General features: G+C 69.3%; 9 protein-coding genes and 1 pseudogene. 5 read left to right on the top strand and 5 right to left on the bottom strand.

The window, feature by feature from the left end; all coding sequences use genetic code 11:
* Both AC2W7C_RS09605 and AC2W7C_RS09600 read left to right on the top strand, forming a co-directional pair.
* Positions 1-285 (top strand): hypothetical protein (locus tag AC2W7C_RS09605; protein ID WP_486001237.1); only part of this gene is annotated, 285 nt, incomplete at its 5' end.
* Entirely contained in the window at positions 282-1373 is a 1092-nt protein-coding gene (locus AC2W7C_RS09600) for a DUF2336 domain-containing protein (protein WP_486001236.1), read from the top strand. The genes AC2W7C_RS09605 and AC2W7C_RS09600, both read left to right, overlap by 4 nt.
* Before the next feature lie 167 nt (positions 1374-1540).
* Here AC2W7C_RS09600 and AC2W7C_RS09595 read toward each other — a convergent pair whose 3' ends face one another.
* From AC2W7C_RS09595 to cysK, 4 genes are all read right to left on the bottom strand, one after another.
* Complete coding sequence (locus AC2W7C_RS09595; RefSeq protein ID WP_486001235.1) at positions 1541-1969, bottom strand: Ros/MucR family transcriptional regulator; 429 nt, start codon at positions 1967-1969, stop codon at positions 1541-1543.
* Between the two features lie 150 nt (positions 1970-2119).
* Positions 2120-3337: a DUF2336 domain-containing protein gene (locus AC2W7C_RS09590; protein WP_486001234.1), complete on the bottom strand. Its 1218-nt coding sequence runs from the start codon at positions 3335-3337 to the stop codon at positions 2120-2122.
* Between the two features lie 65 nt (positions 3338-3402).
* Positions 3403-4275 (bottom strand): hypothetical protein, encoded by an 873-nt coding sequence (locus tag AC2W7C_RS09585; protein WP_486001233.1) that lies wholly within the window; start codon positions 4273-4275, stop codon positions 3403-3405.
* Between the two features lie 95 nt (positions 4276-4370).
* Positions 4371-5351, bottom strand: a complete 981-nt coding sequence (gene cysK / locus AC2W7C_RS09580) for a cysteine synthase A (RefSeq protein ID WP_486001232.1) — start codon at positions 5349-5351, stop codon at positions 4371-4373.
* A gap of 144 nt (positions 5352-5495) precedes the next feature.
* Here cysK and AC2W7C_RS09575 point away from each other — a divergent pair, with 144 nt between their 5' ends.
* Positions 5496-6707, top strand: coding sequence for a DUF418 domain-containing protein (locus AC2W7C_RS09575; protein ID WP_486001231.1), 1212 nt, complete (start codon positions 5496-5498; stop codon positions 6705-6707).
* On the opposite strand, the gene AC2W7C_RS09570 is transcribed toward AC2W7C_RS09575, so the two are convergent.
* Positions 6704-7186: an Lrp/AsnC family transcriptional regulator gene (locus AC2W7C_RS09570; protein ID WP_486001230.1), complete on the bottom strand. Its 483-nt coding sequence runs from the start codon at positions 7184-7186 to the stop codon at positions 6704-6706. The genes AC2W7C_RS09575 and AC2W7C_RS09570 overlap by 4 nt on opposite strands.
* 84 nt (positions 7187-7270) lie before the next feature.
* Between AC2W7C_RS09570 and AC2W7C_RS09565 the strand changes: the two genes are divergently transcribed.
* Entirely contained in the window at positions 7271-8176 is a 906-nt protein-coding gene (locus AC2W7C_RS09565) for an EamA family transporter (RefSeq protein WP_486001229.1), read from the top strand.
* A gap of 73 nt (positions 8177-8249) precedes the next feature.
* A pseudogene (gene fliI, locus AC2W7C_RS09560) lies at positions 8250-8609 on the top strand (flagellum-specific ATP synthase FliI); the annotation flags it as partial.

Genomic DNA, 8609 nt, shown 5'->3' with positions numbered 1-8609 from the left:
CGCCGGGCGCCCCAGCCGCGCCGCGTCGCCCTGGTCCAGGCCAATCCCGACGATCGCCCCGCGCCGCAGGGCGCCCGCCGCTATTCGGTGCACCGTCAGAACGGCCAGGCTCCGGACGCCCTGACCCTGCCCGAACCGACCTATGTCGACGCCCTGGCCGTCACCATGACCGAGACCCCGGCCTCGCAGGACCTGGCTCAGCCCGACGCTGGGCCGACCCTGATCCGCGACGCCCAGGGCCGCATCCGCCAGCAGCCCGCTGCGCCTGAAGGGGACTATCAGTGAGCGACGTCGCCGTGTCGCGCCTGCCCGACCTGATCGCCCTGGCCGAGGAAGGCTCCAGCGAGAAGCGCCGCGCCCTGCTGCGCGAACTGACCGAGCATTTCTTCGGCGCCCCTGCCCGCTCGGCGACCGAGGATGCGCTGTACGGCGCCGTCATGGCCCGGCTGGCCGACGACATGGAGACCGCGGTGCGCGCCGAGCTCTCGGCCCGTTTCGCCGACACGCCGGACGCCCCGCACAGCCTGATCCGCCGCCTGGCCAACGACGAGGCCGCGGTCGCCGGCGCCGTTCTGGCGCATTCGCCGGTGCTCACCGACGAAGACCTGCTGGGCGTGGTCCGCAACCATGGCCAGGACCACCTGCGCGCCGTCTCGGCGCGTCACTCGGTGTCCGAGGCGGTGTCGGACGTCATCGTCGAGCGCGGTGACGACGAGACCCTGGGAACCTTGCTGCGCAATGACGGCGCCCGACTGTCCCGCAAAGCCTCCGAGGCCGCCGTCGAGCGCGCCAAGGTCAATCCGTCCCTGCACGAGGCCACGGTGGCGCGGGCCAGCCTGCCCCCGGACCTGCTGAACGACATGTATTTCCTGGTCGAGGCCCGGCTGCGGACCCAGATCCTGGAGCAGAACGCGCGCATGGATCCAGCCCTGCTGGACGCCGCCCTGGCCGCCGGCCGCGCCCGGGTCGCCACCGACGACGGCGCCCTGCCCGCCGACTACGCCAAATGCCTGGCCTATGTCGAAGAGCTGAAGGCCGCCGGCCAGCTGACGCCCCAGATGCTGGCGCGCTTCCTGCGCTCGGGCGGCCGCACGTCCTTCCTGATCGCCCTGGCCCAGCTGGCGGACATCGACTTCCACACCGCCCGCCAGATCATCGAGCGGCGCGAGCTGGACGCCCTGGCGGTTGTCTGCAAGGCCGCCGACCTGGATCGGGCGCTGTTCCTGACCTACGCCGTGGTCCTGCTCAACGACGACGGCGACGCCATGGCCAAGGCCCACTCCTACGCCCGCATGTACGCCGAGCTGAGCCGCGAGGCCGCCCTGCGCACCCTGCGCTTCTGGCGCATGCGCCGCGGAGCCCAGGCGGCCTAGACCGGCGCGACTAGTGATTAGCGGCTAGGGGTTAGTGGACCGCGCCGCCCCGACCGCGCGAAACGCCGCCGCCAGCCGCGTCAGCCATTAATCGCTAGTCACTTCCCAAACGCAAAAACGCCCGCCGGATCATTCCGGCGGGCATTTCGTTCCATCCTCGCGGAGGACTACTTCTTGGAGCGCGTGGCGCGGGCCGGTTTGCGGCCGCCCTGGCCCAGGCCCATCTGCTTGGCCAGGTCCGAACGCGCCTTGGCGTAGTTCGGGGCGACCATCGGATAGTCTTTCGGCAGGCCCCACTTGGCGCGGTATTCTTCGGGGCTCATGTTGTACTTGGTGCGCAGGTGCCGTTTCAGCGACTTGAACTTGCGGCCGTCTTCCAAGCAGATCAGGTAGTCGGGCGTGATCGACTTGCGGACCGGTACGGCGGGCTCGCGGGGCTCGGGCTCGGGCTCGACGGCGCCCGTCGAGACCTGCGACAGCGCCGCGTGAATGCTCGAGATCAGGGCCGGCACTTCGGCCGCCTGGACATTGTTGTTGCCGACGTAGGCCGACACGATGTCGGCGGTCATTTCGAGCAGTTGCGAATTCTCTTCCATCGGCGCCTCACCCGTTGACTTGAAAATGATTCGACCGATCAACCCCGACCCGCCGCTGAAGGCGTCAATAGAGTTCTTCGCAGACGAACGCAATGGCGGGGAAGTACCCGTCTAGATCAGAACAGACCGAGAGTCTGTTCATCGAACCTTCTAGCGGCCGAAGTTCTCCGCCAGGGCCAGCATCGCCGCGCGTTCCGGCGCCGAGTAGTCGTCCAAGGCGTCTTCCTCGCCGTCCCGGATGGCCCTCAGCAGAGCGGGCGTCAGCGCTGACGACAAAGACCAGTTCCAGTAACGCAGGACCGTCTGGGCCCGATCGACCGCCAGCATCTCATAGGTGACCTGCACCCGCTCCCAGACCGGATCTGGGCTCCCGTCGGCGGTGGTCTCCGGCCGGCGCATCGACCGCCACAACCCCGCCAGATCGCCGCGCGACAGGCCCGTCGCCTTGCAAAGGATCGCCAGGGGTTCGCCGCCCGGATCGCCCAGGATCTTGGCGCCGGTGATCGGCTTGACGCCGGACAGATAGGCGATCTCGGTGGCGATTTCGCGGGTCAGGCCGTTCTGGGCGGCGGCGGCCGCGGCCTGCTCCAGCCCGCCATAGGGGCTCTTGGCGATCGCCGCGCGGTTCCGCTGGCGGCGTTCGATGAACTGCAGGGCCTTGCGTGAGACCGGATCCTGCCAGCCCTCCTCGGCCGCCATCGGAAAGACGTCCTCGGCGACCTCCTGCATGACCTCGCGCGACACCGCGAAGCGCTGAAGGATGGTCCGGCGCTCGTCCGGGCTGCACCACCAGAACATCACATAGGCCCCGGACGGCCGCAGCTCGGGCCGCTTCAGCAGGTGCTGGCACAGCCCCCGTTCGATCCGGCTCAGGCTGACCACGCCCTCGACCGCCACCTGGCTGAGGCGGGCGGTGGTGTTGCGCAGCACCGCCTCGATCACATGGCCCTCGCCGAAGGACAGCAGGGTCTCGCTGGCCACCTCGGAAAGGCCGCGGCGGCCCGCCATCAGGAAGCGGTGCTCGGCGGTCGCATCGCGGGCGCAGGCGACCAGGTCGGCGTCCGACAGCGAGGCGCACTGTTCGATCAGCAGGCCGGCGATGTCGGGCTCGTCGCGCAGCAGCATCCGGGCCAGGGCGTTAGGCAGCTCCGCCAAGGGCGCCAATCGCGCCGCCACCCTCCGGCGGTCTTCGGCGGAGGCCAGCCGCAGCATCTCCACCAGCAGGTCGCCCGTCACCGCGCGCTCGAAGGCGTTGATCCGGCTGGCGGGCAGCGACACCACGTCGGCCAGCCGCTTCAGCAGCGCATGCCGCGCGCGGAAGCTCTCCGCGGGCGCGGCCTCCTCCGACGTGAGAGCGGGTTCCGACATATCCCGCCCACGCTACAACCGGCGCGGTTAACCGGCTGTGACGGTCGGTCGAGCCCGGTCGGTCGTCAGGCGCCCAGCAGGGCCAGCAGTTCCGCCTCGGACAGGTTGGGATCGGCCAGCGGATTAGCGCTGACCTGGCGGTACCAATCGGGGGAGACCTGGGGGCGAGGACGCGAAAAGCGTATCCAGTCAGCCTCCAGGATCATGTCGACGGGGGCCTCGCGATCGACTTCACGGTTGATGATCTCGGGGTTCTCCGGCCCGGGCGGGACGGCGTCGCTCGTGGTGTAGGCGATCAGCCCGACCTGCATCGTCGGATTGTTCTCCATCCGGTAGAAGCGGTCCCTCACGCGCCATGCGGCCTCGCCCTCGGGCCGGGCCAGGGCGATCAGGACCATACCCACGCGCACTAGCCGCAACTCCACCCAGCCTATCTCGAACGGCCTCAGCTTCAGCGAGGAATAGCTGTTGTAGGTCCCCTTGGTCTCGGTCATCGGCTCGCCGGCGACATGACCGACGCCGGTGGTGATGAAGTGCCAGTTCTCGGCGCGCGGCGCCCATTGGGCCGCGCCGAGCCGGTTGGGGACCCGAGCCATCAGTCCGCCCAGCGACCAGGTGCCGCCCGGGATGTCGCCGTCGCGCCCGCGCACCCGGACCCGCGCCCGGACGTCGAAGTCGCCCCGCACCTCGCGGAACAGGAAGGGGGCGTTCAGATCCCGCACCCAGGCGGAATGATAGGGCTCCAGGTGCAGCGCGCCCGGCGTCGTCCCGCCGACGTCCAGCGCCTTGATCTTGTCCGGCCAGCCGTAGACCTGGTCGAAGCGCGTCCAGCCGACCAGCTCGCCCCCGTCGAACTCGTCGGACAGGGCCGTCAGGTCGTCTTGAGCGGCGGTGGGCGAGGCGGCCAGCAGGCTGACGGCGGCGAGAAGGGCGCGCATGACGGCTCCGGCGTCGGTTCGAAAACGCCAGTCGGCCGCAGGCGGCGACGCCTGTAAAGTTAAGCTTCGGTCAGGTCCGCCCGGGACCTCCGCGCCTACAAGCCTTCGAACAGCGCGGTGGACAGGTAGCGCTCGGCGAAGCTGGGAATGATGGCGACGATGGTCTTGCCCGCGTTCTCCGGGCGCTCGGCCAGGCGGAAGGCGGCGACCAGGGCGGCGCCCGAGGAGATGCCCACCGGAATGCCCTCGACCCGCGCGGCCTTGCGCGCCATGTCGAAGGCCTCGTCGTTGGAGACCTGCTCGACCCCGTCGATCACCGCCCGATCGACGATGGAGGGGACGAAGCCCGCGCCGATGCCCTGGATCTTGTGCGGCCCGGGCTCGCCGCCTGACAACACGGGGCTGGCCGAGGGCTCGACCGCGATCATGCGGACCGACGGCTTCTTCTCCTTCAGCACCTGGCCGACGCCGGTGATGGTGCCGCCGGTGCCGACGCCCGAGACCACGATGTCGACCGCGCCGCCGGTGTCGGCCCAGATCTCCTCGGCCGTCGTGACGCGGTGGATCGCCGGGTTGGCGGGATTGTCGAACTGGGCGGGGCTGACCGCGCCTGGGGTCTTGTCCAGCAGGTCCTGAGCCATGGCGATGGCCCCCTTCATGCCCTTCTCGGCGGGGGTCAACACCAGCTCGGCCCCCAACAGCGCAAGCATCTTGCGCCGCTCGATCGACATGCTCTCAGGCATCACCAGGATCAGCTTGTAGCCCTTGGCGGCGGCGACGAAGGCCAGGGCGATGCCCGTGTTGCCCGAGGTCGGCTCGATCAGGATGCTGCCGGGCCCGATCCTCCCGGCCTGCTCCAGCGCCTCGATCATGGCCACGCCGATCCGGTCCTTGACCGAGGCGATGGGGTTGAAGAACTCCAGCTTGGCCAGCACCCGGGCCGTGGGGTTCAGCTCGGCCGACAGGCGCGGCAGGCCGACCAGGGGCGTGTCGCCGATGGTGTCGATGATCGAGTCATAGACCTTGCCTCGTCCGGCCTTGAGATGGCGCGAGGCGTCGTAGGCGGCGTCGGACATGGAGAACCTCCAGCGAAAGGATCGGCGTCGATCTAGGCATGGCCGGGCGGGGACGCAAACGGAAGATGGCGGACACCGCCGGCCGATACGGGCTGTCGGGCCGACCGCGCCTTTGATAGCGTCGCCGGGAATGGGAGTGGGGCGATGACGGATACGACGCCGGTCGATCAGGCGCAGCGCATCGGCGAGGTGGACATCATCCGGGGTTTCGCCCTGTTCGGCGTGCTTTGGATGAACGTCTTCGGCCTGGGCGGCTTCCTGGTCCCGGCGGAGAAGATCCACGGCTTGACGGATTTCAAGGTGCTGGAGGACGTGGTCCGCTTCACCTCCAACCTGGTCATGCATGGCAAGGCCCAGGCGCTGTTCTCCCTGCTCTTCGGCTTCGGCTTCGCGGTGATGATGGACCGCATCGGCGCCCGGGGCGGGAACGGGACGGTGATCTACCTGCGACGCCTGACCATCCTGCTCATCGTCGGGATCGCCCACACCGCCCTGATCTGGATGGGGGACATCCTGAACGCCTACGCCGCGATGGGTTTTCTGCTGCTGCTCACGCGGCGCTGGCCCAAGGCGTGGCTGCTGGGCGTGGGCCTGGGCTTCGCCGTGTTCAGCACCATCGCCGTCATGGTCTACTATCAAGTCACCGCCCCCGTTGGCCCGCCGCCCTTCGTGACAGCCATGGAGGCGGGCGCCGCCGCGCGCTGGCCCATCGTCATGGGCGACGACTATCCCGCCTTCGTCGTGGCGATGTTCAAGGGCCTGTTCGTGGAGTTCTATGGCCAGCCGATCGCCCTGGCCTATTTCGGCTGGATCCTGGGCCGGTTCATGATCGGCAGCTGGATCTTCCGCCAAGGCTGGCTGCAAGCGCCCGAGCGACATCTGACGGGGTTCGCGATCGTGGCCGCGACCTTTATCCCCGCGGGCCTGATCATGGCCGTGCTCCGACACCTGATGAAGGCGCTTGAGCTCAAGCCGCTGGACTGGGCCCAACCGATCTTCCGCGGTCTGGGACCGGTCTCCGACCTGGTCATCGCGGTGGGCTACGGCGCCCTGATCGTCATCCTGTGCCGGGTCCCCGCGATCCGTCGCGCGCTGTCGGGCCTGGGCGCGGCGGGGCAGATGGCGCTGACCAACTACCTGACGCAGAGCCTGGCCTATTTCCTGATCCTGTACGGCTTCGGCCTGGGCCTGCTGCCCTGGATGGGGCCGACGCTCAGCCTGGTCTTCACGGTCGTGGTGTTCGCGCTGCAGGTCCTGTTCAGCCGGTGGTGGCTGGCGCGCTACCGCTTCGGGCCGGCCGAATGGCTGTGGCGCTGGGCGACCTATGGCGCCCGGCCCGCCCTGAAGCGCGCCTAGTCGGCGATCCGGCGGCGGGCGGGGTCGAAGCCGACCACCTCGCGGATGGTGATCATGCTCTTGAAGGCCCGGACATGGGCCTCCGTCGTCATCTCGCGCTGGCAGAAGGCCTCGTATTCAGCCATCGACCGGACCGCGACGGTCAGCAGGAAGTCGGTCTCGCCGGTCACGTCCCACGCGCCCTCCACCTCGGGACTGCGGATCATGGCGTCCTTGAAGGCGTCGGTGTGGGCCCGGACCTGGGTGTCCATCTCGACCAGGACATGCAGCAGTATGCGCGGCTCGACCCGGGCGGGATCGACCACGGCGACATCGGCGACGATCACGCCCTCGGCCCGCAGGCGCCGAAGCCGGCGCAACACCGCCGATTCCGACAGACCCACCGCCTCGGCGGTGACCCGCGCGGGCTCCAAGTTGTTGCGCCGGACCCGCTCGAGCAGCCGGCGGTCAAAAGCATCCAATTTGACGAATTCCGTCATGTATCGGCCTTTCATGATGATTTCAGGCGCACCGGAGCCTGAAATCGCCGGGAAGCGCAACGCTGACTTCTCTATGCTTTTCTGATGTCCTCCACCTTCGCGCACCGCACTCTGAACTCTCCCACCCTAACCCCCTACCTAGCCCTGTTGGCCGGCATGATCTCGCTGGCGGTGGGCACCTCCTTCGCTAAGTCGCTGTTCCCGATCGTCGGCGCGGAGGGGACGTCAGCGCTGCGCGTCGGCCTGTCGGCGCTGGTGCTGGTGGCGGTCTGGCGGCCGTGGCGGTTCCCGCTGACCCGCGCGAACGCCGGCGGGGTGCTGCTGTACGGCCTGGTTCTGGGGCTGATGAACCTCTGCTTCTACATGTCCCTGCGCACGATCCCCCTGGGCCTGGCGATCGCCATCGAGTTCTCGGGTCCCCTGGTTCTGGCGCTGATCCACGCGCGCCGGCTGATCCACTTCGTCTGGATCGCCTGCGCCGTCGCCGGCCTGGGCATGCTGCTGCCGATCTGGAGCGGCGTGCACGCGCTGGATCCGGTCGGCGTCGCCTTCGCCGCGGCGGCCGGCGTGTTCTGGGCCCTGTACATCGTCTTCGGCAAGCGGCTGGCGCACATGCACGCCGGCCAGTCGGTGGCGCTCGGCATGAGCACCGCCGCCCTGGTCATCCTGCCGTTCGGCGTGGCCAACGCGGGCGTGGCCCTGCTGGCGCCGTCGGTGCTGCTCTTCGGCCTGTTCGTCGCCCTGGCCTCCAGCGCCATCCCCTATTCGCTGGAGATGATCGCGCTGCGCCACATCCCCAAGCGCACCTTCGGCGTGCTGCTGTCCGGCGAGCCGGCGGTCGGCGCCGTGGCCGGCCTGGTGCTGCTGCACGAACAGCTCAGCGGCCTGCAGTGGCTGGCGATCGGCTGCATCGTCGTCGCCTCGGTCGGGGCGATCCTGACGACGGGGCGCGACACGCCAGCCGACGCCCCGGTTCCCACGGCGAACTGACCCTGACGTCGGCCGCCTTCACCGCTCGTTAACCACGATCCCGCATCCGTTGATCTCTGTTCAGGGGTCCCGTTTGCGCAATCTCGTCGCCGCCGTCGAAGCGATCGACCCTCTGGTCGTGACCGGCAAGGTCGCGGGCGTGAACGGCCTGCTGATCGAGTCCAAGGGCGGGCTGAGCCGGCTGGCCGTCGGCGCCCGGGCCGAGATCGAGCGTGGGCGGGGCCTGAACGCCCTTCCGGCCGAGGTCGTGGGCTTCCGCGACGCCAAGGCCCTGCTGATGCCGTTCGGCCCGGTCGAGGGCGTGGCCCCCGGCGCCGACATCCGCATCATCGACGCCGCCGCCATGGTGCGCCCGACAACCGCCTGGCTGGGCCGGATCATCGACGCCTTCGGCAATCCCATCGACGGCAAGGGTCCCCTGCCCCAGGGCCCC

The organism is Brevundimonas sp. CURTG3B2_SDJG, assembly GCF_057364705.1.
The sequence above is the reverse complement of the archived record's forward strand: the minus strand, read 5'-3'. Positions and strand labels throughout refer to the sequence as shown.